General features: G+C 54.7%; 26 protein-coding genes. 16 read left to right on the top strand and 10 right to left on the bottom strand.

What is annotated here, in order from left to right; translation table 11 throughout:
* The first annotated feature begins 2 nt into the window (after nt 1–2).
* The 13 genes from lptE to lipA all read left to right on the top strand — a co-directional run bounded on the left by lptE (nt 3) and on the right by lipA (nt 12,361).
* Nucleotides 3–572 carry an LPS assembly lipoprotein LptE gene (lptE, locus tag O1724_RS06815; RefSeq protein ID WP_022650604.1) on the top strand — a complete coding sequence of 190 codons (570 nt, stop codon included), beginning with the start codon at nt 3–5 and terminating at the stop codon, nt 570–572.
* Nucleotides 572–1,603: a DNA polymerase III subunit delta gene (holA, locus tag O1724_RS06810; RefSeq protein WP_100154326.1), complete on the top strand. Its 1,032-nt coding sequence runs from the start codon at nt 572–574 to the stop codon at nt 1,601–1,603. The genes lptE and holA overlap by 1 nt, the downstream gene beginning before the upstream one ends.
* A complete protein-coding gene (gene nadD / locus O1724_RS06805) occupies nt 1,596–2,261 on the top strand; it encodes a nicotinate-nucleotide adenylyltransferase (protein WP_032608857.1) in 666 nt (221 codons plus the stop codon). Before holA ends, nadD begins: the two co-directional genes overlap by 8 nt.
* A 268-nt stretch (nt 2,262–2,529) precedes the next feature.
* Nucleotides 2,530–2,847, top strand: coding sequence for a ribosome silencing factor (gene rsfS / locus O1724_RS06800; protein ID WP_003858696.1), 318 nt, complete (start codon nt 2,530–2,532; stop codon nt 2,845–2,847).
* 3 nt (nt 2,848–2,850) lie between these two features.
* The gene (gene rlmH / locus O1724_RS06795) at nt 2,851–3,318 is read left to right on the top strand and encodes a 23S rRNA (pseudouridine(1915)-N(3))-methyltransferase RlmH (protein WP_003858701.1); all 468 of its coding nucleotides are present in this window, start codon (nt 2,851–2,853) and stop codon (nt 3,316–3,318) included.
* 28 nt (nt 3,319–3,346) lie between these two features.
* Nucleotides 3,347–5,248, top strand: coding sequence for a peptidoglycan DD-transpeptidase MrdA (gene mrdA, locus O1724_RS06790; RefSeq protein WP_015571138.1), 1,902 nt, complete (start codon nt 3,347–3,349; stop codon nt 5,246–5,248).
* 2 nt (nt 5,249–5,250) lie between these two features.
* Nucleotides 5,251–6,363 (top strand): peptidoglycan glycosyltransferase MrdB, encoded by a 1,113-nt coding sequence (gene mrdB, locus O1724_RS06785; RefSeq protein WP_015571139.1) that lies wholly within the window; start codon nt 5,251–5,253, stop codon nt 6,361–6,363.
* Between the two features lie 16 nt (nt 6,364–6,379).
* On the top strand, nt 6,380–7,486 hold the full coding sequence (gene rlpA, locus O1724_RS06780) for an endolytic peptidoglycan transglycosylase RlpA (protein ID WP_126296968.1): 1,107 nt from the start codon (nt 6,380–6,382) through the stop codon (nt 7,484–7,486).
* A gap of 138 nt (nt 7,487–7,624) precedes the next feature.
* On the top strand, nt 7,625–8,836 hold the full coding sequence (dacA, locus tag O1724_RS06775) for a D-alanyl-D-alanine carboxypeptidase DacA (RefSeq protein WP_003858714.1): 1,212 nt from the start codon (nt 7,625–7,627) through the stop codon (nt 8,834–8,836).
* A gap of 107 nt (nt 8,837–8,943) precedes the next feature.
* Nucleotides 8,944–9,207, top strand: coding sequence for a DUF493 family protein YbeD (gene ybeD / locus O1724_RS06770; protein ID WP_003858718.1), 264 nt, complete (start codon nt 8,944–8,946; stop codon nt 9,205–9,207).
* Between the two features lie 94 nt (nt 9,208–9,301).
* On the top strand, nt 9,302–9,943 hold the full coding sequence (lipB, locus tag O1724_RS06765) for a lipoyl(octanoyl) transferase LipB (RefSeq protein ID WP_022650601.1): 642 nt from the start codon (nt 9,302–9,304) through the stop codon (nt 9,941–9,943).
* 291 nt (nt 9,944–10,234) lie between these two features.
* Nucleotides 10,235–11,188 (top strand): YbeF family transcriptional regulator, encoded by a 954-nt coding sequence (locus O1724_RS06760; RefSeq protein ID WP_023315623.1) that lies wholly within the window; start codon nt 10,235–10,237, stop codon nt 11,186–11,188.
* Nucleotides 11,189–11,395: 207 nt separating this feature from the next.
* Nucleotides 11,396–12,361, top strand: a complete 966-nt coding sequence (gene lipA, locus O1724_RS06755) for a lipoyl synthase (RefSeq protein ID WP_006809637.1) — start codon at nt 11,396–11,398, stop codon at nt 12,359–12,361.
* Nucleotides 12,362–12,441: 80 nt separating this feature from the next.
* On the opposite strand, the gene tatE is transcribed toward lipA, so the two are convergent.
* Entirely contained in the window at nt 12,442–12,645 is a 204-nt protein-coding gene (tatE, locus tag O1724_RS06750) for a twin-arginine translocase subunit TatE (RefSeq protein ID WP_003858723.1), read from the bottom strand.
* 125 nt (nt 12,646–12,770) lie between these two features.
* Nucleotides 12,771–13,559, bottom strand: a complete 789-nt coding sequence (locus O1724_RS06745) for a deaminated glutathione amidase (protein ID WP_050870439.1) — start codon at nt 13,557–13,559, stop codon at nt 12,771–12,773.
* Between the two features lie 67 nt (nt 13,560–13,626).
* Here O1724_RS06745 and crcB point away from each other — a divergent pair, with 67 nt between their 5' ends.
* On the top strand, nt 13,627–14,010 hold the full coding sequence (crcB, locus tag O1724_RS06740; protein WP_017382474.1) for a fluoride efflux transporter CrcB: 384 nt from the start codon (nt 13,627–13,629) through the stop codon (nt 14,008–14,010).
* A gap of 219 nt (nt 14,011–14,229) precedes the next feature.
* Here the strand turns inward: crcB and cspE are convergent, their stop codons facing one another.
* From cspE to O1724_RS06705, 7 genes are all read right to left on the bottom strand, one after another.
* Complete coding sequence (gene cspE / locus O1724_RS06735) at nt 14,230–14,439, bottom strand: transcription antiterminator/RNA stability regulator CspE (RefSeq protein WP_002439184.1); 210 nt, start codon at nt 14,437–14,439, stop codon at nt 14,230–14,232.
* Nucleotides 14,440–14,629: 190 nt separating this feature from the next.
* Entirely contained in the window at nt 14,630–15,205 is a 576-nt protein-coding gene (pagP, locus tag O1724_RS06730) for a lipid IV(A) palmitoyltransferase PagP (RefSeq protein ID WP_479983948.1), read from the bottom strand.
* 161 nt (nt 15,206–15,366) lie between these two features.
* Nucleotides 15,367–18,483 carry an efflux RND transporter permease subunit gene (locus O1724_RS06725; RefSeq protein ID WP_126296970.1) on the bottom strand — a complete coding sequence of 1,039 codons (3,117 nt, stop codon included), beginning with the start codon at nt 18,481–18,483 and terminating at the stop codon, nt 15,367–15,369.
* Nucleotides 18,480–19,679 carry an efflux RND transporter periplasmic adaptor subunit gene (locus tag O1724_RS06720; protein WP_045896389.1) on the bottom strand — a complete coding sequence of 400 codons (1,200 nt, stop codon included), beginning with the start codon at nt 19,677–19,679 and terminating at the stop codon, nt 18,480–18,482. Before O1724_RS06720 ends, O1724_RS06725 begins: the two co-directional genes overlap by 4 nt.
* Entirely contained in the window at nt 19,676–20,932 is a 1,257-nt protein-coding gene (locus tag O1724_RS06715; RefSeq protein WP_058658456.1) for a TolC family protein, read from the bottom strand. The genes O1724_RS06720 and O1724_RS06715 overlap by 4 nt, the downstream gene beginning before the upstream one ends.
* An 11-nt stretch (nt 20,933–20,943) precedes the next feature.
* Nucleotides 20,944–21,237 (bottom strand): copper-binding protein, encoded by a 294-nt coding sequence (locus tag O1724_RS06710; RefSeq protein WP_003858733.1) that lies wholly within the window; start codon nt 21,235–21,237, stop codon nt 20,944–20,946.
* Between the two features lie 53 nt (nt 21,238–21,290).
* The gene (locus O1724_RS06705) at nt 21,291–21,530 is read right to left on the bottom strand and encodes a hypothetical protein (RefSeq protein ID WP_400176774.1); all 240 of its coding nucleotides are present in this window, start codon (nt 21,528–21,530) and stop codon (nt 21,291–21,293) included.
* Between the two features lie 83 nt (nt 21,531–21,613).
* Here O1724_RS06705 and O1724_RS06700 point away from each other — a divergent pair.
* A protein-coding gene (locus tag O1724_RS06700) for an IS3 family transposase (RefSeq protein WP_463726416.1) occupies nt 21,614–22,776 on the top strand; the annotation gives its coding sequence in 2 pieces (ribosomal slippage) (nt 21,614–21,875 and nt 21,875–22,776; 1,164 coding nt in all).
* Nucleotides 22,777–22,803: 27 nt separating this feature from the next.
* Here the strand turns inward: O1724_RS06700 and O1724_RS06695 are convergent.
* Entirely contained in the window at nt 22,804–22,953 is a 150-nt protein-coding gene (locus O1724_RS06695) for a hypothetical protein (RefSeq protein WP_214595558.1), read from the bottom strand.
* Between the two features lie 339 nt (nt 22,954–23,292).
* Here O1724_RS06695 and dcuC point away from each other — a divergent pair, with 339 nt between their 5' ends.
* Nucleotides 23,293–24,660, top strand: coding sequence for an anaerobic C4-dicarboxylate transporter DcuC (dcuC, locus tag O1724_RS06690; RefSeq protein WP_017382481.1), 1,368 nt, complete (start codon nt 23,293–23,295; stop codon nt 24,658–24,660).
* Nucleotides 24,661–24,735: the final 75 nt, after the last annotated feature.

Below are 24,735 nucleotides of genomic sequence, written 5' to 3'. Positions count from 1 at the left end.
ACGTGCGACAACTGGCAACAATACTCTTATCTCTGGCGGTGCTTGTCACCGCTGGCTGCGGCTGGCACCTGCGCAACACCACGGCAGTGCCTGCGCAGATGAAAACGATGATCTTCGACTCATCCGATCCGAACGGACCGCTGAGCCGGGCCATTCGTAACCAGCTGCGTTTGAACGATGTTAAGCTGATCGAGAAGGGAACCCTACGTCAGGATGTTCCTTCGCTCCGTGTCCTGAAATCAACGCTGTCACAAGATACGGCCTCGATCTTCCAGGATGGGCGGACGGCGGAATATCAGATGGTGCTTACCGTTGATGCGGCCGTCTTGATGCCAGGTAAAGATATTTACCCTATCAATACCAAAGTCTACCGCTCGTTCTTCGATAACCCGCAGACGGCGCTGGCAAAAGACGCCGAACAGCAGATTATCATCAAGGAAATGTATGATAAGGCCGCGGAACAGCTGATCCGCAGGCTGCCTGCCATTGCCGCGTCGACGAAAAAAGGCGCTGACGTTATCGAAACACCGGATGCCAGCACGCCGGATATGCCAACGTCTCTGGGTAACTGATGATCAGGTTGTATCCTGAACAACTCCGCGCGCAGCTCAACGAAGGGCTGCGCGCGGCCTATCTGCTACTCGGCAACGACCCCCTGTTACTACAGGAAAGCCTTGATGCGGTTCGCCATGCGGCAGCCGCGCAGGGTTTCGATGAGCATCATACGTTCCAGATCGATAACAGTACCGACTGGAACGCTATCTTCTCGCTTTGTCAGGCCATGAGCCTGTTTGCCTCTCGTCAGACAATCCAGATCCTGCTGCCTGAGAATGGTCCTAACGCTGCCATCAATGAACAGCTGGCTATGCTGGTGAGTTTGTTACACGGCGATCTGCTGCTTATCGTACGCGGCAACAAACTCACAAAAGCGCAGGAAAACGCTGCCTGGTTTACCCGGCTAACCCCCAGTGCGGTGCTTGTCTCCTGCCAGACTCCAGAGCAGGCGCAACTGCCAAAATGGGTTGCCGCGCGAGCAAAGCAGCACAATTTGCAGCTGGATGAGGCCGCCAGTCAGCTCCTTTGCTACTGCTACGAAGGCAACCTTCTGGCACTGGCGCAGGCGCTGGACAGGCTCGCCCTGCTGTGGCCCGATGGCAAGCTGACGCTGCCGCGCGTGGAACAGGCGGTGAATGATGCCGCGCACTTTACCCCCTTCCACTGGGTTGATGCGCTGCTGTCGGCGAAAAGTAAACGTGCTCTGCACATCCTGCAACAGTTGCGCCTGGAAGGGAGTGAGCCGGTCATCCTGCTCCGTACGCTCCAGCGCGAATTACTGCTGCTGAACAACCTTAAACGCCAGTCAGCACACACGCCCCTGCGCGCCTTATTCGACAAACATCGCGTCTGGCAAAACCGTCGGGCGATGACAACGGAGGCGATAAATCGCCTGAGCCAGGAGCAGTTGCGTCAGGCAGTGCAACTTCTGATGCGCGCCGAACTGACGTTAAAACAGGATTACGGTCAGTCTGTCTGGGCGGAGCTGGAGAGTCTCTCTTTGCTGCTCTGCCATAAGGCGCTGGCAGACGTATTTATCGATGGGTGATATGCATTCTTTACAGGCAATGTATGGCGGGACCTTCGACCCGGTGCACTATGGGCATCTTAAGCCGGTAGAAATCCTCGCGAATTTGATTGGGTTGCAGCGGGTAATCATCATGCCCAACAATGTTCCGCCGCACCGTCCTCAGCCAGAAGCAACCAGCGAGCAGCGTAAAGCGATGCTCGCGCTGGCTATCGCCGATAAGCCTCTCTTCACGCTGGATGAGCGTGAACTGCGCAGGGATACCCCTTCCTGGACATCGCAAACGCTGCGGGAGTGGCGCGCTGAGCAGGGGCCCATGAAACCGCTGGCGTTTATCATCGGCCAGGATTCCTTGCTCAACTTTCCCAGCTGGTACCAGTACGAAACCATTCTGGAAAACAGTCATCTGCTGGTCTGCCGCCGTCCGGGCTACCCGCTGACCATGCGCGACGCGCAGCATCAGCAGTGGCTTGACGCACATCTGACGGACAATATAGAAGACCTGCACAGTCTCCCCGCCGGGAAAATTTACCTCGCTGAAACGCCGTGGTTTGATATTTCCGCGACCCTCATCCGCGAGCGTCTCCAGCAGGGTTTAGACTGTGACGATCTCCTCCCCTCGCCCGTGCTGGCCTATATCCTTGCGCACGGTCTGTATCAGAAAAGTACAGATGTCTGAGCATCGCCGGCGAAATTGTCCGTTAATGATTATCCTGCCTTGACAGGCTAAGCCATACTGATATCCTCCGCTGCCAGACTTTCCCGCCGATCGCTGCTTTACAGAAATTGTTTTACAAAAATGGCGATGCAATCTCAGGCGGAGGGTGGGATGATACCCGCCTTCAAAAGCCGGGCGGTGACATTTGTCCCGCGACTGGCGTCAGTTCAGGTATACTGACTGGCCACGAATTCATAGTTGTACAATCTCATTCACCCAGGGGGAAAACTTGCAGGGTAAAGCACTCCAGGATTTTGTTATCGACAAAATTGATGACCTGAAAGGTCAGGACATCATCGCTATCGACGTTAAGGGTAAATCCAGCATCACCGACTGCATGATCATCTGCACCGGCACCTCAACTCGTCACGTTGTTTCGATTGCTGACCATGTTGTTCAGGAATCGCGCGCGGCAGGGCTGCTTCCGCTGGGCGTTGAAGGTGAAGCGACCGCTGACTGGGTGGTTGTCGATCTCGGCGATGTGATTGTCCACGTCATGCAGGAAGAGAGTCGTCGCCTGTATGAGCTGGAAAAACTCTGGGGTTAATGCGTGAAGTTGCAACTGGTCGCCGTCGGCACCAAAATGCCGGACTGGGTACAAACCGGTTTTACTGAGTATCTGCGTCGTTTCCCAAAAGATATGCCGTTCGAACTGGTGGAGATCCCAGCAGGAAAGCGCGGCAAGAACGCAGATATCAAACGTATTCTCGATAAAGAGGGAGAGCTGATGCTGGCTGCCGCAGGCAAAAACCGCATCGTGACCCTCGATATCCCGGGCAAACCCTGGGATACGCCGCAGCTGGCGCACGAACTGGAGCGCTGGAAGCAGGATGGTCGGGACGTCAGTCTGTTGATTGGCGGACCAGAGGGGTTATCTCCCGCCTGCAAAGCGGCAGCAGAACAAAGTTGGTCACTCTCGGCGCTGACGCTGCCCCACCCGCTTGTACGGGTTCTCGTGGCAGAAAGTTTGTATCGCGCATGGAGCATCACTACCAACCACCCTTATCACCGCGAGTAATGACTGACCAGGGTAATTTAAGCAGCGGATGAAACTACAGAATTCTTTTCGCGACTATACGGCTGAGTCCGCGCTGTTTGTGCGCCGGGCGCTGGTCGCCTTTACGGGGATTTTGCTGCTTACCGGCGTGCTGATCGCCAACCTCTATAATCTGCAAATTGTCCGCTATACCGATTACCAGACCCGCTCAAACGAAAACCGTATCAAGCTGGTGCCCATCGCGCCCAGCCGCGGCATTATCTACGATCGTAACGGCACGCCGCTGGCGCTTAATCGCACCATCTACCAGATAGAGATGATGCCCGAGAAAGTGGATAACGTGCAGGATACCCTGAACGCGCTGAGAAGCGTTGTCGACCTGACTGATGACGATATCGCTGCGTTCAAAAAAGAGCGCGCACGTTCTCACCGCTTCACCTCCATTCCGGTAAAAACCAACCTGACGGAAGTGCAGGTCGCCCGTTTTGCCGTTAACCAGTACCGTTTCCCCGGTGTGGAAGTCAAAGGCTATAAACGCCGCTACTATCCTTACGGCTCCGCGCTGACGCACGTCATTGGTTACGTCTCCAAAATCAACGATAAAGACGTCGAACGCCTTGATAAAGATGGCAAGCTGGCTAACTACGCCGCAACCCATGATATTGGCAAGCTGGGGATCGAACGTTATTACGAAGATGTGCTGCACGGTCAGACCGGGTATGAAGAGGTTGAAGTTAACAACCGTGGCCGTGTGATCCGACAACTGAAAGAGGTGCCCCCGCAGGCGGGGCATGACGTCTATCTGACGCTCGACCTGAAGCTACAGCAGTATATCGAGACGCTGCTGGCGGGTAGCCGTGCTGCGGTTATTGTGACCGACCCGCGTACCGGCGGCATTCTGGCGATGGTTTCGATGCCAAGCTACGATCCGAACCTCTTCGTGGATGGCATCTCCAGCAAGGATTACTCCGGCCTGCTCAACGATCCAAACACGCCGCTGGTAAACCGCGCGACGCAGGGGGTTTATCCTCCAGCTTCAACGGTTAAACCGTATGTGGCCGTGTCTGCGCTGAGCGCGGGCGTCATCACCCGTAATACCAGTCTGTTTGACCCCGGCTGGTGGCAGTTGCCTGGCTCTGAGAAACGCTACCGCGACTGGAAAAAATGGGGCCACGGCCATCTGAACGTGACCAAATCACTGGAGGAGTCGGCGGATACCTTCTTCTATCAGGTCGCCTACGACATGGGTATTGACCGTCTGTCTGAATGGATGAGCAAGTTCGGCTACGGGCATTACACCGGTATAGATTTGGCGGAAGAGCGTTCCGGCAACATGCCAACCCGCGAATGGAAGCTGAAGCGCTTTAAAAAACCCTGGTATCAGGGTGACACCATTCCGGTGGGGATCGGCCAGGGCTACTGGACGGCAACGCCGCTGCAAATGAACAAGGCGATGATGATCCTCATCAACGATGGCGTCGTGAAAGTGCCGCACCTGCTGCAAAGCACCGTTGAAGACGGCAAAAAAGTGCCATGGATACAGCCGCACGAGCCGCCGGTGGGTGACATTCATTCCGGATACTGGGAAATCGCGAAAGACGGGATGTACGGTGTAGCCAACCGCCCTAACGGGACGGCGCACAAATATTTCGCTGGCGCACCGTATAAGGTAGCCGCGAAATCAGGTACGGCTCAGGTCTTCGGTCTTAAAGCGAATGAAACTTACAACGCACATAAAATTGCCGAACGTCTGCGTGACCACAAGCTCATGACGGCGTTTGCCCCTTATGATAACCCGCAGGTTGCGGTGGCGATGATTCTGGAGAACGGCGGCGCAGGCCCGGCGGTGGGTACCATCATGCGTCAAATCCTCGACCACATCATGCTGGGTGACAACAACACCGAACTGCCAGCTGAAAACCCGGCAGCCGCTGCGGCGGAGGACCAATAATCATGACGGATAATCCGAATAAAAAATCGCTGTGGGACAAGATCCACATCGACCCAGCCATGCTGCTGATTCTGCTGGCTCTGCTGGTCTATAGCGCCCTCGTTATCTGGAGCGCCAGCGGCCAGGATATCGGCATGATGGAGCGTAAAATCGGCCAGATCGCCATGGGTCTGGTTATTATGGTGGTGATGGCGCAAATACCGCCGCGCGTGTACGAGGGTTGGGCGCCCTATCTCTATATTTTCTGTATCATTTTGTTGGTGGCAGTAGATGCTTTCGGCGCCATCTCGAAGGGGGCACAACGCTGGCTGGATCTGGGGATTGTCCGCTTCCAGCCGTCGGAAATCGCCAAAATCGCCGTCCCGCTGATGGTGGCGCGCTTTATTAACCGCGACGTCTGCCCGCCGTCGTTGAAAAATACCGCCATTGCGCTGGTGCTGATTTTCCTGCCGACGCTGCTCGTGGCCGCACAGCCGGACCTCGGCACCTCGATTCTTATCGCCCTCTCCGGCCTGTTCGTCCTGTTCCTGTCCGGCCTGAGCTGGCGTCTGATTGGTATCGCCGTGGTGCTGGTTGCCGCGTTTATTCCTATCCTCTGGTTCTTCCTGATGCATGATTACCAGCGTCAGCGCGTTATGATGCTGCTCGATCCCGAGACCGATCCGCTGGGCGCAGGCTATCATATTATTCAGTCGAAGATTGCGATTGGCTCCGGCGGCCTGCGCGGCAAAGGCTGGCTGCACGGTACGCAGTCGCAGCTCGAATTTTTACCGGAACGCCACACCGACTTTATCTTTGCCGTTCTGGCTGAGGAGTTAGGGCTGGTTGGCATCCTGGTTCTGCTTGCACTCTACGTGCTGCTGATCATGCGAGGTTTGTGGATTGCCGCACGCGCCCAAACCACCTTTGGTCGCGTGATGGCAGGCGGATTAATGTTGATTTTGTTCGTTTATGTCTTCGTAAATATTGGTATGGTGAGTGGGATTCTGCCGGTTGTCGGCGTACCGCTGCCGCTGGTGAGTTACGGGGGCTCGGCACTGATCGTGTTGATGGCCGGGTTTGGTATCGTCATGTCGATCCATACCCACAGGAAAATGTTGTCCAAAAGCGTATAAAAATAAGGGGATCGCAATGCGTAAGCAGTGGCTGGGGATCTGCATCGCAGCAAGTTTACTTGCCGCCTGTACAAGTGATGATGGTCAGCAACAGGCAACCGTCGCGCCGCCGCAGCCTGCGGTCTGTAATGGCCCGATTGTCGAGATTAGCGGTGCCGATCCCGTTTATGAACCGCTGAACGCCAGCGTGAATCAGGATTATCAGCGCGACGGTAAAAGCTATAAAATCGTTCAGGATCCTTCCCGTTTCAGCCAGGCTGGCTTTGCTGCCATCTATGACGCTGAGCCCGGCAGCAACCTGACCGCGTCGGGTGAAACCTTCGATCCGATGCAGATCACGGCTGCACACCCGACGCTGCCTGTTCCGAGCTATGCACGCATCACTAACCTGGCGAATGGCCGAATGATCGTGGTGCGTATCAACGATCGCGGTCCTTACGGCACCGATCGCGTCATCTCCCTGTCCCGCGCGGCGGCCGACCGTCTGAACACCTCAAACAATACTAAAGTGCGTATCGACCCAATTATCGTGGCGCAGGATGGTTCGCTGTCTGGCCCGGGCACGGCCTGTACCACGGTAGCGAAACAGACCTATGCCCTGCCCGCTCGCCCGGATCTGAGCGGTGGTATGGGGGGGGCTTCAACGCCGGCAGAGCCCGCGCAGCCTCAGGGTGTAGTGCGCGCCATCAGCAACGATACGCTGCAAAGTGAAGACGCGACAGGCGCCCCGGTGAAAAGCAGTGGTTTCCTTGGCGCACCCACCACGTTAGCGCCGGGCGTGATTGAATCAAATGAACCTGCCCCAGCGCCTGCGCCCGTCGTTGCTGCACCCGCTGCACAACCCGCCCCGGTGACCGCGCCTGCTGCTACGCAGACTGCGGCGCCTGCGACGGCGAGCGGCAGCTACGTGGTTCAGGTTGGCGCTGTCAGCGATCGGACCCGTGCAGAGCAATATCAGCAGCGTTTAAGCAAACAGTTTGGCGTGCCAGGCCGCGTTGAGCAAAACGGTGCGGTATGGCGTATCCAGATGGGTCCGTTTGCCAGCAAATCGCAGGCAGCATCCCTGCAACAGCGTTTGCAGAGCGAGGCGCAGCTCCAGTCGTTTATCGCTGTTGCAAAATAATTATTCGGTGGTATCCGAAATGTCAGTTTGTGTAAATCACGTTAACACTCTCATGATGAAAGTCGGATGCCTGCCTGTATAGCATTTGCTATAGTAAGGCACTTTTTTAATTCCATCACGGATGTCGTAGTTCTGACCATGAAGACCACTTTTTCTGCTCGTTTTGTGCAGCGCATGGCGCTGACCACGGCCCTTTGCGCTGCTGCGTTCTCCGCAGCTCACGCGGATGACCTGAACATCAAGACCATGATCCCTGGCGTTCCGCAGATCGACGCGGAATCCTACATCCTGATTGATTACAACTCCGGCAAAGTTCTGGCAGAACAGAACGCCGATGCCCGCCGCGATCCGGCCAGCCTGACCAAAATGATGACCAGCTATGTTATCGGTCAGGCTATGAAAGCAGGTAAATTCAAAGAAACCGACCTGGTGACTATCGGTAACGATGCGTGGGCAACCGGCAACCCCGTGTTCAAAGGTTCATCGCTGATGTTCCTGAAACCTGGCATGCAGGTTCCGGTCTCTCAGCTTATCCGTGGCATCAACTTGCAGTCCGGTAACGACGCCTGCGTGGCCATGGCTGATTTTGCCGCGGGCAGCCAGGACGCGTTTGTGGGCCTGATGAACAGCTACGTCTCCGCGCTGGGTCTGAAAAACAGCCACTTCCAGACCGTTCACGGCCTGGACGCCGAGGGTCAGTACAGCTCCGCGCGTGACATGGCGCTGATCGGTCAGGCGCTGATCCGCGACGTGCCAAACGAGTACTCTATCTACAAAGAGAAAGAGTTCACCTTCAACGGCATTCGTCAGACCAACCGTAACGGCCTGCTGTGGGACAACAGCCTGAACGTCGACGGTATCAAAACCGGCCACACCGATAAAGCTGGCTATAACCTGGTGGCCTCCGCCACTGAAGGCCAGATGCGTCTGATCTCTGCCGTGATGGGGGGGCGTACGTTTAAAGGACGCGAAACGGAAAGCAAAAAACTGCTGACCTGGGGCTTCCGCTTCTTCGAAACCGTGAACCCGCTGAAAGCCGGTAAAGAATTTGCCTCTGAACCTGTCTGGTTTGGCGATAACGACCGCGCTTCCCTGGGCGTGGACAAAGATCTCTATCTGACTATCCCACGCGGTCGTATGAAAGATCTGAAAGCCAGCTATGTGCTGAATACCACCGAGCTGCACGCCCCGCTGCAAAAGAATCAGGTCGTGGGTACTATCAACTTCCAGCTGGATGGCAAAACCATCGATCAACGCCCGCTGGTGGTGCTGGAGGAGATTCCTGAAGGCAATTTCTTCGGCAAAATCATTGATTACATTAAGCTGATGTTCCATCACTGGTTTGGTTAAAAATTGAACACTTGAAAGTGTGATTTTGATCCCCATATACTACGTATCAGTAAAACTCCCGCCCCGTGGCGGGAGTTATTATTTTTTACACACACGCCGGAGCTGACATGAAAACCAAACTTAACGAACTGCTTGAATTCCCTACCCCTTTTACTTACAAAGTAATGGGTCTGGCGAAACCTGAGCTGGTTGATCAGGTGGTTGAAGTGGTACAGCGCCATGCGCCGGGCGACTACTCTCCATCAGTCAAACCGAGCAGCAAAGGTAATTACCACTCGGTCTCAATCACCATCACTGCGACACACATTGAGCAGGTTGAGACGCTGTACGAAGAGCTCGGCAATATCGAAATTGTTCGTATGGTGCTGTAGTCCCTCTGCGGTTACCCGGTTTGCCGGGTAACCCACTTCCCCGCTGTGATATACTCCGCGTTACCTATTCTCCCTTGTCTTCGGAGACGTCCTTTTGTACCAGGATAAAATTCTTGTTCGCCATCTTGGGATACAGCCTTACGAGCCAGTCTCTCAGGCTATGCATGACTTTACCGATATGCGCGATGACACCACCCCTGATGAAATCTGGCTGGTTGAACACATGCCGGTGTTTACTCAGGGCCAGGCAGGAAAAGCCGAACATTTATTGATGACGGGTGATATCCCGGTGATCCAGAGCGATCGCGGTGGACAGGTAACCTACCACGGCCCGGGCCAGCAGGTAATGTATGTCCTGCTTAACCTGAAACGCAGAAAGCTGGGCGTACGTGAGCTCGTGACCTTACTGGAACAGACCGTGGTGAACACGCTCGCTGAGTACGGTATCGACGCTCATCCTCGCGCCGATGCCCCGGGCGTCTACGTGGGAGAGAAGAAAATCTGTTCGCTGGGGCTGCGTATCCGTAAAGGCTGCTCGTTCCACGGGCTGGCGCTGAATATCAATATGGATCTGACCCCTTTCCAGCGCATCAACCCATGCGGGTATGCGGGTATGGAAATGACGCAAATGCGCCAGTGGGTCGCTACCGCCACGCCTGAGAATATCCGCCCCGTGCTTTTGAAGAAGTTTTTAGCGCTGCTTAACAATCCTGACTACGAATATATTGCTGCTTAACACACTTCCGGCAGTGGTTCGGTTATTTGACCAGCCACTGCTTAATTGCCGCATTTACGCTTTACAATAAACCGCATATTCTATATTTTCGAGTCGCCCATATATTAGCGTCCCATATTAATTAGAACCTTAATAGTACCATCACCGGGTATCGTGTAACGTGCGTGATAATCACCCAACTGCTTGTTTTCGATAAACAAGGGAAACTTACGAAACACTTTACTAATCTCTGCAAGCATAATAAATAAATTCAACTATCATTCATATTGTGAATGGATACGGAGTAAGAGCGTGGAGCCTACTAATTTACCAGCCAAACGCCTGAATGAAACCAGCGGCGAAGATAAGCCGCAAATTTTCCGGACTTTACGTAATATTGATCTCAATTTATTGACTATTTTTGAGGCGGTATATGTCCACAAAGGTATCGTTAATGCTGCGAAAATTCTTAATCTCACACCCTCTGCTATTAGCCAGTCAATTCAAAAATTGCGCGCGATATTTCCCGATCCCTTATTTATTCGTAAAGGCCAGGGCGTAACCCCCACCGCGTACGCAACCCATCTGCATGAGTACATCAGCCAGGGTCTGGAATCGATTCTGGGCGCGCTGGATCTCACCGGCAGTTACGATAAGCAACGAACCATCACCATAGGCACTTCTCCCTCTGTGGGCGTTCTGGTCATGCCCGCTATTTACCAGGCTGTTAAACAGCATGCGCCACAGCTGCTGATCCGCAATGTGCCCGTTAACGATCCGGAAACTCAGCTGGCGCAATTCCAGACGGACCTGATCATCGACAGCAACAGCTTCGCGGCCAGAGCATTAGGGCATAACGTTCTCTATACCGACTCTCTGGCGCTCGTTTGTCGTCAGAATCATCCTGTATTGAGCGCACCTTTGACGCCTGAAAATTTGCGTCATTACGAACATGCAACCTTTATGTCCGAGGGGCAGGGCCCGGATCCGCTGCGCCAGCGTATTGACGAACTGTTCCCGGACCGTCTGATCAGCTTCAGCAGTTACAATATGTTTACCCTCGCGGCCCTGATTGGCAGCAGCGATTTGCTCTGTATTATGCCTGTGCGTCTCTTCGCTTTACTTCAAAAATGCTGGCCGCTGGAGAGCATTCCATTGAGTCAACTTACGACGGAATCTGTTGAAATCTCACTGCATTACAACAAGCTAAGCCTGCGCGATCCGGTGCTGGAAAACGTCATTAACGTGATCCGCCAGGCTTTCTGATCCCGCCTTTCAGCGCAAGCCCCTGCCGCAAGCGGGGCAAAAGGCACAAAACAACAACTATTTTACAAATTGGCGACCTGGCAGGCTGCTTTATCGCCCCTTTAAATGATATACTGCCTGTCGTTCGTTCAAAAATAGTTGATAATTACAACATTCCCTTGAATTGAAACGCTTTCCTTCGATATTCGCAACTGGAACACGCACGCTATGAGTAAACCCATTGTGATGGAACGCGGTGTTAAATACCGCGATGCCGATAAAATGGCCCTTATCCCGGTTAAAAACGTGGCTACAGAGCGCGAGGCGCTGTTAAGAAAACCGGAATGGATGAAAATCAAACTTCCGGCCGACTCTTCGCGTATCCAGGGGATCAAAGCGGCGATGCGCAAAAATGGTCTTCACTCTGTCTGTGAAGAGGCCTCGTGCCCTAACCTTGCTGAATGTTTCAATCACGGTACCGCGACATTTATGATTCTGGGTGCCATCTGCACCCGCCGCTGTCCGTTCTGTGACGTTGCCCATGGCCGTCCTGTTGCGCCAGACGCTAACGAACCGCAAAAACTGGCGCAGACGATTGCCGATATGGCGCTGCGTTATGTTGTTATTACCTCCGTTGACCGTGACGATCTGCGCGATGGCGGTGCTCAGCATTTTGCTGACTGTATTACCGCCATCCGCGAAAAAAGCCCGAACATTAAGATTGAGACGCTGGTGCCGGATTTCCGTGGCCGTATGGATCGCGCGCTCGATATCCTGACCGCGACGCCACCAGACGTGTTCAACCACAACCTGGAGAACGTACCGCGTATCTACCGTCAGGTACGTCCCGGTGCAGACTACAACTGGTCGCTGAAGCTGCTGGAACGCTTTAAAGAAGCCCATCCGCATATTCCAACCAAGTCTGGTCTGATGGTCGGCCTGGGTGAAACCAACGCTGAGATCATTGAAGTGATGCGCGATCTGCGCCGCCACGGCGTCACCATGCTGACGCTGGGCCAGTACCTCCAGCCAAGCCGTCACCACCTGCCTGTACAGCGTTACGTAAGCCCGGATGAGTTCGATGAAATGAAAGCCGAAGCGATGGCGATGGGCTTTACCCATGCCGCGTGCGGTCCGTTTGTTCGCTCCTCTTATCACGCCGATATGCAGGCGAAGGGCGAAGAAGTGAAATAAAGCTGTAAAATTTATTTACAGTAAAACAAAAAACCGGCCTCGTGAGCCGGTTTTTTTATGCAAGCCTTGCAGCATTGCCATTACTCTTTGTGTGAAAGCTTCTGTGCAGTGATGTCATCTTCGGCACTTTTCTTCGCTGCCGCGTCGTCATCGTTCATTGCTTTCTTAAAGCCCTTAATGGCAGCACCCAGGTCTCCACCCAGCGTGCGTAACTTCTTGGTACCGAACAGCAGGACGACCAGTGCGGCAACCACCAGCAGTTTGGTAATACTAATCTCACCCATAAATACCTTCTTTACATGAAACAGGCTGCATTCCGCCAAAAAACCTGAACGTATTAACGGTCATTTGGTGCGTGCACACAATAGCAATCTGTAACAAGGTGAATCAAGCATTGTTGAAAAAAACATCACATTAATTGCGGTGGCGCAAACCTGCGGTTGCGCAGAACAGGTAATTGCTGCCGCGCAAGCGCTATTCGGGCTGAAATTATCTCCGTCAGCAATAACGCAGGCGTCTCCGCTGCCGCAACAACCGTCACCCCCAGCGGATCGACAACCCTGCTCTGCCCAATATTTTTGTTACCACATTCACCCGCGGCTACCACGTAACAGGTGGTATCCAGCGCGCGTGCTGCCAGCAGCGTCGCCCAGTGATGCTCCTTAAGCGGTCCTTTGACCCACGCGGCGGGCAGAACCAGCACCTCCGCCCCCTGCAATGCCAGGTTCAGCGCCAGCTCGGGAAAACGGATATCGTAGCAGGTCATCAGGCCAACCTTAAAACCCTCCACCTCAATCAGCGGCGGAATTACACTCCCCGGATCGACCAGGCGCGACTCCTGAACGCTGAACGCATCATACAGATGAAGTTTGGCGTAGCTCGCGACAATGGCACCCTCACGTATCGCCACCAGCGTGTTCACCGCGCGCCCCGGCGAGGACGGAATATGGACCGTCAATATCGTGGTGAGCGCGCTGCCAACGCTTTCGGCCAGCAGTCGTTTCAGAAACGCCCCTTCCAGCGTTTGCGCAGACTTTACCGACAGGTCCGGATCGCCATCATCACGGGCCAGTAACGCCTCGGGAAGTACCAGCAACGACGCCCCCTTTTGCTTCGCCGCATGCATCAGGGAGACGCATTTTTCCGCGTTTTCATTCCAGTCCGGCGTCACCGCGAACTGCCCTACTGCAACATACATAATTGTCTCCCGGTCAAAAACAGCGTTACACTCGACGCACTTACACAGCAAATAGCAGGTACTGACAGTGTTACAACTACTTATAGCCGTTTTTATTGGTGGAGGCACGGGTAGCGTTGCGCGGTGGCTCTTAAGCATGCGGTTTAACCCTCTGCATCAGGCCATTCCGATGGGGACACTGGCGGCAAATCTGATCGGGGCGTTTATTATTGGGATGGGGCTGGCCTGGTTTAATCGCATGACCAACATCGACCCTATGTGGAAGGTTCTGATTACAACCGGTTTCTGCGGCGGCTTAACAACGTTTTCTACCTTCTCTGCGGAGGTGGTGTTTCTGTTTCAGGAAGGCCGGATGGGCTGGGCGCTGACGAACATTGCCGTTAACATGCTTGGCTCGTTTGCGATGACTGCGATCGCATTCTGGTTATTTTCCTCCGCCAGCGGACATTAAGCACGGCAACCTTAATGTTGGCTTAATTTTTCTCTGTCACTCTTGGCTCAATATTGAACGAGGGTGATAGCATGAAAGAAAATCTCTTAGGCGCAGGTATGGTATTGCTAAGCGTCACGATCGTCGCCAGCTTCCTGAAGATCTATCTTATCGGTTGATTCAGAACGAAAAAAACCCGCTCATTGAGCGGGTTTTGAAATTCTTGCTGACGCGTCTGAATTACAGAGCGATTACGTTAGCAGCAGAAGGGCCTTTGGCACCGTTAGTGATTTCGAACTCTACGCGCTGACCTTCAGCCAGAGTTTTGAAACCATTAGACTGGATTGCAGAGAAGTGTACGAACACGTCTTTGCTGCCATCTTCAGGAGTAATGAAACCGAATCCTTTGGACTCATTAAACCACTTAACGTTACCTTTAATCTTAGACATCAAAATTACCTTTACATTAAAAAACGACACAAATGCTGTGTCGGGTATCAGTACAACAATTGTGAGGCGTTTTGTCCAGCGGATCTTTGATAAAAAGTGACAAAAGTCGCGTTAATTTTCGCTGTCCGATTTTTATTCTTTACATTTCAATGTCTGTGCATTTTTTGGCCGATTTAGCAGAAAAACTCAGTTAAAACTGAAACCGCATCCAGGCAAAGTAAACGTTACCGTTGTTATAGGTACCCGGTATGTAGGTCATCTGAAACGTCGCCGGACCGTAACCAATGGAGGCAAGCGGCAGCAGTACCGGAACAGGAATGTATTTCCAGTTATCACGCGCCGTAAACCCTGCCGTATAGCCCAGCCCGAGACGGAAGTTGTCGTCCGATAACGGACGCCAGGTTTTTTCCCAGCCGTAGCCACCAATAGGCTCCCATTTATTGTAGGAGTCCTTAAACGCCATCAGGTATAGGCCATGCCAGTTACCTTTTTCATCCCAGCGAGACTGACCGAAGCCGGCCTCCCACGGACGTTCGTTATAACGGTCTGTTTTTTCTTTATCGTAGGCGAAACGTGCATGCCACGTAATGGCCGGAATATAGAGATCGTAATGCTCAGGTTCATTCCATGTTTGCGCGACGTTATCCGTGAAGGTGGTGAACCAGCCTTTATCCGCTGTATTGCTGTCTGCATTAACAGCAGACGCAAACGATAACTGCCCAATAATAAACAACAAAATCAGGGGAAATTTAATTCGTACAATCACAATGCTATTACCATATTTAGTATTCGGTGCAGACCTTAACACAGAATACTTGAATGAACGCTTAACAGCATGGGTGTTATTCCTAATTACCATCCCGTTCCTGGGAATAATCTGAGGATACATAAACTGCATGCCTGAATAAGCACATGCAGTTGACATATTTAACGTTGATGTAACAATTTGTAGAGTGCGGGAATAACTAACATCGACAATAACGGTGCCGTTACCATGCCGCCAATCATCGGCGCGGCAATACGTTGCATCACCTCCGAGCCACTACCACTCCCCCACATGATGGGCAGCAGTCCTGCCATAATAGTGGCGACCGTCATCACCTTCGGACGCACGCGCAGCACGGCACCTTCGTGGATCGCCCGCATCAGCACCGTATTTCCCCCTTCTGGCTCCAGCCTGTGATATTTATCGATCGCATGATTCAAATAAAGAACCATAATTACGCCGAATTCTGCCGCCACCCCGGAGAGGGCGATAAAGCCAACGCCCCCCGCCACTGACAAATTATATTCAAGCAGCCACAATAACCACACGCCCCCAATAAGCGCGAACGGCAATGTCCCCATTATTATCAGGACATTTGATATCCGCCTGAAGGTTAACCATAAAAGGACGAATATAATCATCAGCGTGACAGGTAAAACTATTTTGAGCCTCTCGGCCGCCCGTTCCAGATATTCAAACTGCCCGGACCAGGAGAGAGACACGCCCTGCGGCAATACCACCTTCTCCTCCACCCGTTTTTGCATTTCATCCACGGCGGACTTCAGATCGCGCCCGCGCAAGTCAACATAGATCCAGCTGGAAAGGCGCGCGTTTTCACTTTTTAGCATCGGTGGGCCTTCCGTCACGACGATATCGGCCAATTCCCCCAGCGCCACCTGGCTACCGCTGGCGGTCACTACCGGCAACACCCGCAACGCGTCGACGTTATCACGCAAATCGCGGGGATAACGCAGGTTGATGGGATACCGCTCGCGTCCCTGGATCACCTCGCCAATGTTATCGCCCCCGACCAACGTGGAGACCAGGCTTTGCAGTTCATCGACGGAAACGCCGTAGCGCGCGGCTTTTTGCCGATCGATACGAATATCCACGTAGCGTCCGCCTTCCAGACGCTCCGCCAGCGCAGAGGAGACGCCAGGAACGTCCTTCACCACCTGCTCAATCTGCCGGGCCACACGCTCAATGTCGGCAATATTATTGCCGTTCACCTTAATGCCGACCGGGCTTTTGATCCCGGTTGCCAGCATGTCCAGGCGGTTACGGACAGGCGGCACCCACACATTGGCAATGCCCGGCAGCGACACGGTTTTATCGAGCTCCTCCACCAGCTTTTGCGGCGTCATTCCTGGCCGCCACTGCTCGCGGGGCTTAAAGTGGATGGTTGTTTCCAGCATGGTTAATGGCGCGGGATCGGTTGCCGACTCTGCCCGACCGGCTTTGCCAAACACGCTCGCCACCTCCGGGACGCTTTTGATCAAGCGGTCCGTCTGCTGAAGCAGCCGTGATGCCTCGCGAGTAGAGATCCCCGGCAGCGTGGAGGGCATATAGAGTAAATCTCCTTCATCCAGCGGCGGCATAAATTCGCTTCCCAGGCGGCTCAGCGGCCAGAGCGTGGCGATCAGCAGCAGACATGCCAGTGCCAGCGTCGTTTTCGGGAAGGTCAGTACCTTGTCCAGCAGCGGCTCATACAGGCGGATCAGGAGGCGGTTGATCGGGTTTGTCTTCTCATCCGGGATTTTCCCACGAATGAAAAAGCCCATTAGCACCGGCACCAGGGTGATCCCAAGCCCGGCGGCCACGGCCATCGACCAGGTTTTGGTGAACGCCAGCGGCGAGAACATTCTCCCCTCCTGCGCTTCCAGCGAAAAAACCGGTATAAATGACAGCGTGATGATTAACAGGCTGCAAAACAGCGCCGGTCCCACTTCAACCGCCGCCTTTTCCGCCAGACGCCAGTATTCCCCCGGCGCGGGCTCCTTGCCCGGATTATCATGCCGCCACTGCTCCAGCACCTTGTGCATGTTTTCAATCATCACAATTGCGGCATCCACCATCGCCCCAATGGCAATGGCGATCCCGCCGAGCGACATCATATTCGCGTTAATGCCCTGATAGTGCATCACCACAAAAGCCCCGAGGATCCCCAGCGGCAGAGAGACCATCGCCACCAGCGCGGAGCGCAGGTGGAACAGGAACAGCGCACACACCAGTACCACCACGGCAAACTCTTCGAGCAGCTTGTGCGTCAGCGTTTTGACCGAGTCCTCAATCAGCGTGGAACGATCGTAGACCGGAACAATCTCGACGCCCTGCGGCAGCGTTTCTTGCAGCTCGCTCAGTTTCGCTTTTACCGCATGAAGCGTTTCCAGCGCATTCTGCCCGTAGCGCATCACGATCACGCCGCCAGCGACCTCCCCTTCACCGTTAAGCTCCGCCACACCCCGGCGGATCTCCGGGCCAATGCCAATGGTGGCGACATCTTTCAGCAGGACAGGTACGCCATCGCGGGTAGCGATCACCACATTGCGAAAATCCTCCAGCGAGCGCAAATAGCCCGTTGTCCGCACCATATACTCCGCTTCGCCCATCTCCAGCAGGGCGCCGCCGCTCTCCTTATTGGCGGCCTGCACCGCGCCGGATAGCTGGCTGTGGGTAATATTCAGCGCGCGCATTTTCGCCGGGTCCGCCACGATCTGATACTGACGCACCATTCCGCCAATACTTGCCACCTCAGATACATTCGGTACCGTCTTAAGCTCGAACTTAAGCGTCCAGTCCTGTAGGGCCCGCAGATCTGCCAGGCTGTGTTTTCCACTACGGTCGATCAGTGCATATTCGTAGATCCAGCCGACGCCCGTCGCATCTGGCCCCAGCGACACCTTTACGCCCTGCGGAAACTGCGCCTGTACCTGGCTTAAATATTCCAGCACCCGGGATCGCGCCCAGTAGAGATCGGTGCCATCCTCAAACAGCACATACACATAAGCGTCACCAAACATTGAAAAACCGCGCACGGTTTTGGCGCCCGGCACAGACAACATGGAGGTTGTCAGCGGCCAGGTCACCTGATCTTCAATCACCTGCGGCGCTTTTCCGGGGTAACTCGCTTTGATAATGACCTGCACATCAGACAGATCGGGCAACGCGTCCAGCGGCGCGCGTTGCACCGCCCACCAGCCCCAGCCTGCCATCATCAGTGCGGCCAGGATCACCAGCAGGCGGTTATGCAACGAGGCGCGAATCACAGCGGCAATCATGGCGTCACCTCCGGCATCACGCTACGCAGGCTGGCTTCGGAATCAATGAGGAATTGCCCGGACGTCACCACCTTATCGCCCTCTTTGACCCCGGACAGGATCGCCGTCCAGCCCTGCGCCGTCAGGCCGGTTGTCACCGTCACAGGCTGGAAATAACCGTCCCCGGTAGCCAGCAGCAGACGCGCAGACTCTCCGCTGTTAATCACCGCCTCTTCCGGCACCGCCAGCACCGGCGGGCCTTTCATCTCTTCCGCACGCCTGACGGAGAGGTACATGCCCGGCTTCAGCTTATGTGCGGAATTTTCCAGCACGATACGGGCTTTCAGGGTTCTCGTGGTCGTCTCCATCTGCGGCAGCAATTCGCTGACCGTGCCGTGGAATTGCTCCCCCGGCCAGCTTTCTGACGTTGCGACCACGTTGCTGCCCACTGCCAGAGACTGCGCCTGCGTTTGCGGGTAATCGACCACCAGCCAGACCGGATCGAGGCTGGCGATCTCAAACAGCGGAGCCGTTGCGGTGATTTGCGCCCCTTCCCGCACGTCCAGCTTCACCACATAGCCGGCCCGGTCAGCGCGCAGGATGAGCGTGGTCTGCGGCTTGCCGCTACGCTCCAGCAAACGAATGACCTCTTCCGGCATAAACTGCAACGCCAGCCGCTCGCGTGCGGCGCGGGTCAATGCGGCATCGCCAAGCTGACGAACTGCGAGATACTCCTGCTGGGCGGTGGTCCATTGCGGGATCCACAGTTGCGCCAGCGCCTCTCCGGCTTTCACCTGCTGCTGCGGTGCATTAACAAACAATTTTGACACCACGCCATTGGCCGGAGCTGACACCACCGAGACGTTACGTTCATCCGTTGCAACCGTGGCAAAGGCCGAGAACGGCGAAACCAGCTGGCGCATCTCAACGTTGGCGGTTTTCATCCCCAGGTTTTGCTGCTGTTGAGTGCTGATGGCCACGCCTGACGCCGCCTGCGCTTCATCAGCGTAGCGCGGGACCAGATCCATATCCATAAAGGGGGATTTACCCGGCTTATCGAAGCGCTGACCGGGTACCATGGGGTCGTACCAGTAAAGCACCTTACGTTCAGAGGGTTGTGCAGCCGCAGCCGGCTGATGCGTCTGCTTCTGTCCGACAAAATAGCCGCCAGCGGCAGCTATCGCGATGGCAATCGCCATTAACGTTGTTTTTTTCATTGCGCCAGCTCCTGCGGGATCAGCCAGTTCACGGCAGCCCAGGTTCGCGCCATTTCGCGCTCCGCCTGGTTCACCGCCAGTTCCGTATCCAGTACGCCACGACGCGCCTCCAGCAGGGCCGGAAGCGCCGACTGTCCAGAGCGATATTGCGCCGTCAGTACCGCCAGCCGTTGACGCTGCAACGGTAGTACCTCGTCCCGCTGTCGCTGCCACACCGTTTGCGCAGCCTGATACTGCGCCACCAGCGTTTGCACCTGGGCAATGTGTTCGCGCTTGAGCAGCGTCAGTTGATCCACCGCCTGTATAGAGCGGGAAACATCGGCGGCGTAATCCTTGTCCTGACGTTTTGACTGGAACAGTGGCAGATCCACGCTGAACATCACGCCAGCCATATCGTCATAGCCTTCAGCGCGGTGGGCGTAATAGACCTCCACATCCACATCGGGTATCGCCGCCACGGCAGATTGCGCTGAACGCGCTTTCGCGGTCTCTGCTTCACGTCGCGCGGCCTCCACTTCCGGGTGCCTGACGATCCCCTCCTGCAACGTTTTTTCATTGGCAGGAAGACGCTGATAACGCGGCAGCGGACCGCGAACCTCCGTTATAGCGTGCCCCGTTAGCTCCAGCAGGCGGCTTTGCGCCAGCTGCACATCCCGCTGCGCCAGCGTCTCTTTGTCGCGCATGGCGCTGAGGATCATTTGCAGGGCCAGTACGCTGTCCGGCATTGCGCTTCCCGCCCCGACGCTCGCCTTCTGCACGCCGCGCTGACGTTCCGTTTCACGGACCAGCGTTCTGGCCGTGTTCAGTGCCTGCTGGGCCAGCGCCAGATCCAGCCAGGCCTGGGCGGTATCACGCTGAAGCGCGGCGCGGACGGCTTCGGATTTTGCCAGCACGCTTCGCGCCTGCGCCTGCAAGGTCTGCGCTTTACGTTCCCGCTTCTCTGAGCTGACGTAGCTTTGCATGATGCCAACCTTCTGCATGGTCATCCCTTCGCGCGTCAGCCGCCGATCGTTGCTGCCCTGTACCGGCACGTTTTCGATGCCGAATTTCAGTTTTGGGTCAGGTAATTGCGTGGCGGAAACCGCCATTGCATCCAGCGCCTGCGCTTCGTTACGGCTGGCGGAGAGTTCTGCTGAGTAGCGCTGGGCTTCGGTCAGGGTGTGTTCGAGCGTCCACGGCTCCGCCTGCGCGGCGGAGGTTAACAGGCCGAACAACACCCCACCGAGCCACAGGCTCAGTGTGTGTTGTTTCATGGTGACCTCGCTTAGCGTGCTGGCGTCAGCGAGATAATCTGGAAACCGTCACCCGCACGCTGAAGCGTGAAGGTCACCTCATCCCCCGGTTTGGCGCCATTCAGCGTAGCGCCGGCAGATAAAGTAAACGGCATGGTCATTGCTGGCCATTTTAGTTCCGGTATGGCCTCGTGCCGGAGCATGACGGCGCTGTCAGAGATCGACTGAACCACGCCGCGGCCCTGCCAGGTCTGGTTTGCCTGAACGGTATAAGAAGCGAAAGAGACGGACGCGCCAACCAGCGCGGAAAGGAATACGGTACGCATGATAAAACTCCTGTTAAACGTTAAGTAAATAAAATCAACGAATTAACAGGTTTTTACTCCCGAAACCGGCAATAGCGGATCGTTGCCGGCGGCCCCACAGCAGGAGGGGTAACGGACCACGCAGAATGGCTTGAAGACGAGCACTCTGGCGGAGTTAAGGTCAGGGTCATGGCGGCAGGCAGCGCCACCAGATGCGGCTGGGCAGGATCTTTTTGTACCTGATCCGGCACACAATGTTTTTCACACAGCGGTGAAGCACCGGCAGCATAATGCGGCCCCGGTTGCGCCATCATCTCCATATGCTGGATGGTTGATCTTACCCAGCAATAGTGGACACGCGACTAAGTGAGTAAACTCTCAACCAGAGGTGACTCACATGACAAAACCAGCATCAACCACCAAAAAGCCACGCAAGCAGCACACGCCTGAATTTCGTCACGAAGCCCTGAAACTGGCTGAACGCATTGGGGTGGCCGCAGCCGCCCGCGAACTTAACCTGTATGAATCACAGCTCTACAACTGGCGAAGCAAACAGCAAAATCAGCTCTCTTCTTCTGAACGCGAACAGGAGATGTCCGCAGAGATCGCCCGTCTGAAGCGTCAACTGGCAGAACGGGATGAGGAACTGGCCATTCTCCAAAAGGCCGCGACATACTTCGCGAAGCGCCTGAAATGAAGTATGTCTTCATCGAAAAACATCAGGCTGAGTTCAGTATCAAAGCCATGTGCCGTGTACTTCAGGTTGCCCGTAGCGGCTGGTACATCTGGTATCAGCGTCGTTATCAGATAAACCGGCGTCAGCAGTTCCGCCTTGTCTGTGATAACGTCGTCCGGGAAGCATTCAGTGACGCAAAACAACGCTATGGTGCGCCACGCCTGACGGATGAGCTTCGTGCTCAGGGTTACCGGTTCAACGTGAAAACCGTGGCAGCCAGCCTGCGTCGTCAGGGGCTGCGGGCGAAAGCTTCACGAAAGTTCAGTCCGGTCAGTTACCGCGAACATGGTCTGCCAGTCTCAGAGAATCTGCTGAAGCAGGACTTTTACGCCAGCGGCCCGAATCAGAAGTGGGTGGGTGACATCACGTATCTTCGCACCGGTGAAGGCTGGCTTTATCTGGCCGTGGTTATCGACCTGTGGTCGCGGTCAGTCATTGGCTGGTCGATGTCCTCGCGGATGACGACACAGCTAGCCTGCGATGCGTTACAGATGGCGTTGTGGCGGCGTAAACGTCCGGAAAATGTCATCGTGCATACAGACAGAGGCGGTCAGTACTGTTCAACGGATTATCAGAGCTTACTGAAACGCCATAATCTGCAGGGCAGTATGAGCGCCAGAGGCTGTTGTTATGACAATGCCTGTGCAGAAAGCTTCTTCCACACGCTGAAGGTGGAATGTATCCACGGAGAGGACTTTGCCAGCCGGGAAATCATGCGAACAGCAGTGTTTAATTATATTGAGTGCGATTACAATCGGTGGCGTCGTCACAGTGCCTGTGGCGGTCTCAGTCCGGAACAATTTGAAAACCAGAACCTCCCTTAGGGTTGTGTCCATATTACGCGGGTAGGATCAGGTGGCCACCTCGCCGCGCAAATCCATTGAACATTGATGGGACGCGACGGCCACCTGAGTCTGGATCAACAGCCAGCCAAACGCCAGCAAAAACATCAGCAGATGTTTTTTGATAAAGCGCAGGCGATATGTCCAGCTGGCGTACATATTGAGATCGTCGGACAGGAGAAAGTGAACCGAGTATAAGCAGGCAAAAGAATGAAAGAGAAGTGGTTTTAAAGAGATTTACGTTTTAAATCGATTGTCGGCAAGTAATACTCAAAACCTTAACACTTCACCATCAATTTAATGACATATAATATCTATTCATCAGGTCAATAACGTCTTAATATAAATGACGCAGGGTTAGCAAAAATATCGTCATCAGTGCCTTTAGTAGTCTCTTTCTTGATTTTAATCAGCAAGGACTGGACATTTATTCGGCACATTTCAGCTTCTTTTTTATTGATTATTTGTCTCTCGGGCAGCAAGGAAACAGGGGAAATCATGCTTACTTTTCTCGAACTCCTCATTGGAGTCGTGGTCATTGTCGGTGTAGCACGCTACATCATTAAAGGTTACTCAGCCACCGGCGTGCTATTTGTCGGCGGCCTGACGCTGCTGATCATTAGCGCGCTAATGGGTCATCAGGTTTTACCCGCCAGCGAAGCCAGTACCGGATATACCGCTACCGATATTGTGGAATATATAAAAATTCTGCTGATGAGCCGCGGCGGCGATCTGGGCATGATGATCATGATGCTCTGCGGATTTGCTGCCTATATGACCCATATCGGCGCGAATGATATGGTGGTAAAGCTGGCTTCTAAGCCGCTGCAATATATTAACTCCCCCTATCTGCTGATGGTCGCGGCCTATTTCCTGGCCTGTCTGATGTCATTAGCCGTTTCCTCAGCAACGGGCCTTGGCGTGCTGTTAATGGCAACTTTATTCCCGGTAATGGTTAACGTCGGGATCAGCCGTGGTGCAGCGGCGGCTATTTGCGCCTCTCCGGCGGCGATTATTCTCTCCCCTACTTCCGGTGACGTAGTGCTGGCCGCGAAAGCCGCGGAAATGTCGCTAATTGACTTCGCCTTCAAAACCACACTGCCGATCTCCATCACCGCTATTCTCGGCATGGGCGTGGCGCATTTCTTCTGGCAGCGCTATCTCGATAAGAAAGAGAACGTCAGCCACGAAATGATGGACGTCAGCGAAATCACCACTACCGCCCCGGCGTTTTATTCCATCCTGCCCTTCACGCCGATTATTGGCGTGCTTATTTTCGACGGCAAATGGGGCCCGCAGCTGCACATCATCACTATCCTGGTGATCTGTATGCTGCTGGCGGCCATCCTGGAGTTCGTTCGTGGTTTTAACACCCAGAAAGTGTTCACGGGTCTGGAAGTTGCCTTCCGCGGTATGGCGGATGCCTTCGCGGGCGTGGTGATGCTGCTGGTTGCCGCGGGGGTGTTTGCCCAGGGGCTGAGCACCATCGGCTTTATTCAGAGCCTGATCTCTATCGCCACCTCGTTCGGCTCGGCCAGCATTATCCTGATGCTGGTGCTGGTGGTGCTGACCATGCTGGCGGCGATGACCACCGGCTCCGGTAACGCGCCGTTCTACGCCTTTGTTGAGATGATCCCTAAGCTGGCACACTCCTCCGGCATCAACCCGGCTTACCTGTCCATTCCAATGCTTCAGGCCTCCAACCTGGGTCGTACCATTTCTCCGGTATCGGGCGTGGTGGTTGCGGTTGCGGGGATGGCGAAAATCTCTCCGTTTGAAGTGGTAAAACGCACGTCAGTGCCGGTGCTGGTTGGCCTGATTATCGTTATTATCGCCACCGAAGTACTGGTTCCCGGCGCTGCCTAAGCGAAATTCCTGATTTCCAAAAAGCGCCTGCGGGCGCTTTTTGTGCTTTAATAACCCCCAGAAATTAATCGCGCC

The sequence above is a fragment of the Enterobacter cloacae complex sp. HYC074_NIDB genome (assembly GCF_056673345.1).
Note: the sequence above shows the minus strand (reverse complement) of the source record. Positions and strands in the feature narration are given on the sequence as shown.

What these genes read in the sequence shown, in the direction of transcription:
- mrdA (WP_015571138.1), top strand. Translation starts at nt 3,347, where the DNA reads ATGAAACTACAGAATTCTTTTCGCGACTATACGGCTGAGTCCGCGCTG.
- lipA (WP_006809637.1), top strand. Translation starts at nt 11,396, where the DNA reads ATGAGTAAACCCATTGTGATGGAACGCGGTGTTAAATACCGCGATGCC.
- O1724_RS06745 (WP_050870439.1), bottom strand. Translation starts at nt 13,559, where the DNA reads ATGTATGTTGCAGTAGGGCAGTTCGCGGTGACGCCGGACTGGAATGAA.
- dcuC (WP_017382481.1), top strand. Translation starts at nt 23,293, where the DNA reads ATGCTTACTTTTCTCGAACTCCTCATTGGAGTCGTGGTCATTGTCGGT.
- O1724_RS06725 (WP_126296970.1), bottom strand. Translation starts at nt 18,483, where the DNA reads ATGATTGCCGCTGTGATTCGCGCCTCGTTGCATAACCGCCTGCTGGTG.
- rlpA (WP_126296968.1), top strand. Translation starts at nt 6,380, where the DNA reads ATGCGTAAGCAGTGGCTGGGGATCTGCATCGCAGCAAGTTTACTTGCC.
- O1724_RS06710 (WP_003858733.1), bottom strand. Translation starts at nt 21,237, where the DNA reads ATGCGTACCGTATTCCTTTCCGCGCTGGTTGGCGCGTCCGTCTCTTTC.
- O1724_RS06705 (WP_400176774.1), bottom strand. Translation starts at nt 21,530, where the DNA reads ATGATGGCGCAACCGGGGCCGCATTATGCTGCCGGTGCTTCACCGCTG.
- dacA (WP_003858714.1), top strand. Translation starts at nt 7,625, where the DNA reads ATGAAGACCACTTTTTCTGCTCGTTTTGTGCAGCGCATGGCGCTGACC.
- holA (WP_100154326.1), top strand. Translation starts at nt 572, where the DNA reads ATGATCAGGTTGTATCCTGAACAACTCCGCGCGCAGCTCAACGAAGGG.
- O1724_RS06715 (WP_058658456.1), bottom strand. Translation starts at nt 20,932, where the DNA reads ATGAAACAACACACACTGAGCCTGTGGCTCGGTGGGGTGTTGTTCGGC.
- O1724_RS06695 (WP_214595558.1), bottom strand. Translation starts at nt 22,953, where the DNA reads ATGTACGCCAGCTGGACATATCGCCTGCGCTTTATCAAAAAACATCTG.
- O1724_RS06720 (WP_045896389.1), bottom strand. Translation starts at nt 19,679, where the DNA reads ATGAAAAAAACAACGTTAATGGCGATTGCCATCGCGATAGCTGCCGCT.
- ybeD (WP_003858718.1), top strand. Translation starts at nt 8,944, where the DNA reads ATGAAAACCAAACTTAACGAACTGCTTGAATTCCCTACCCCTTTTACT.
- tatE (WP_003858723.1), bottom strand. Translation starts at nt 12,645, where the DNA reads ATGGGTGAGATTAGTATTACCAAACTGCTGGTGGTTGCCGCACTGGTC.
- mrdB (WP_015571139.1), top strand. Translation starts at nt 5,251, where the DNA reads ATGACGGATAATCCGAATAAAAAATCGCTGTGGGACAAGATCCACATC.
- nadD (WP_032608857.1), top strand. Translation starts at nt 1,596, where the DNA reads ATGGGTGATATGCATTCTTTACAGGCAATGTATGGCGGGACCTTCGAC.
- cspE (WP_002439184.1), bottom strand. Translation starts at nt 14,439, where the DNA reads ATGTCTAAGATTAAAGGTAACGTTAAGTGGTTTAATGAGTCCAAAGGA.